General features: G+C 22.9%; 1 protein-coding gene. It reads right to left on the bottom strand.

Annotated elements, in window-relative coordinates:
* Positions 1–46: 46 nt before the first annotated feature.
* Positions 47–973, bottom strand: coding sequence for a ribonuclease Z (rnz, locus tag BGI41_RS08165; RefSeq protein ID WP_088540204.1), 927 nt, complete (start codon positions 971–973; stop codon positions 47–49).
* Positions 974–1,180 lie beyond the last annotated feature (207 nt).

Below are 1,180 nucleotides of genomic sequence, written 5' to 3'. Positions count from 1 at the left end.
ATAAAGAACTTTTAAATTTTATTTATTACTCTTTAAATTCTATTTTTTATTTAAGTATTTTAATTTCATCTTTATTTTTAATTATAATTTGCATAAAATCTTTAGCTACTGTTGTATTTTTAAATATTTCTTCTGATTCTTTTTTAAATTCTTTAGTATTAGTATAACGATTACTAAAATGGGTAATTACTAATTTATTAACATTAGCTTTTTTAGCTATTTCTGCAGCTTCTTTAGTAGTTGAATGTCCATTTTCATATGCTTTATCTTTATCTTCTTCTAAGAAAGTTGCTTCATGTATTAAAAGAGTACTGTCTTTTGCAAGTTCAACCATTGCATCACAAGGTCTACTATCTCCGGAATAAGTAATTTTTATACCTTTACGTGGTTTTCCAAGAACCATTTCAGGTTTTATTATTTTTCCATTTACTTCAACTTCTTCTCCATTGTGGAGTTTTCCAAAATCAGGACCAACTTCTACTCCAAGACTTATTGCTTTCTCTCTTAAAAATCTTGGTTTTTTCTTTTCTTCAACAGAATATGAGTAATTTAAGAGATTGTGTTTTGTTTTTGAAGTTTTTATTATATATTCATCATTTTCAATAATTGTTCCATTTTCTTTTATTTCTATAACATTTACTTCAAAATTTATTGGATTAAAACCATTATTAAAGAAACAGTTTTTTATTTTTAAGATACCTTTAGGACCATATATTGTTAATGGTTTTTCTCTTCCTCTAAAACCCATAGATTGTATAAGTCCAGGTAATCCTAAGATATGATCTCCATGAAGATGGCTTATGAATATTTTTGTAATTTTCATTGGTGATATATTTGCAAATTCAAGTTGTCTTTGTGTACCTTCCCCACAATCAAATAAAATAACTTCTCCAAATGCTTTTAAAATAATAGCTACATGGTTTCTGTTTTTTGAAGGTATTGCAGAGGCAGTTCCTAAAAAAGTAATTTCCATATTATCTCCTATTCATTAAATAATTATCTTTAAATAAAAATATAAATTAGAATTTTAAATTTTAATTAAATAATTTAGTAAGAATTTTATTTTTAAATTAATTTAAGTATAGTAAAAAGTTTATTAATTTTAAAATTAATTTAATTCTAATTTTAATTAAAATAGCATTTTTTTAATAAAACTAATACTTTTAGTTTTTATTAATAA

The sequence above is a fragment of the Methanobrevibacter sp. 87.7 genome (assembly GCF_002208625.1).
GTDB lineage: Archaea > Methanobacteriota > Methanobacteria > Methanobacteriales > Methanobacteriaceae > Methanarmilla.
Note: the sequence above shows the minus strand (reverse complement) of the source record. Positions and strands in the feature narration are given on the sequence as shown.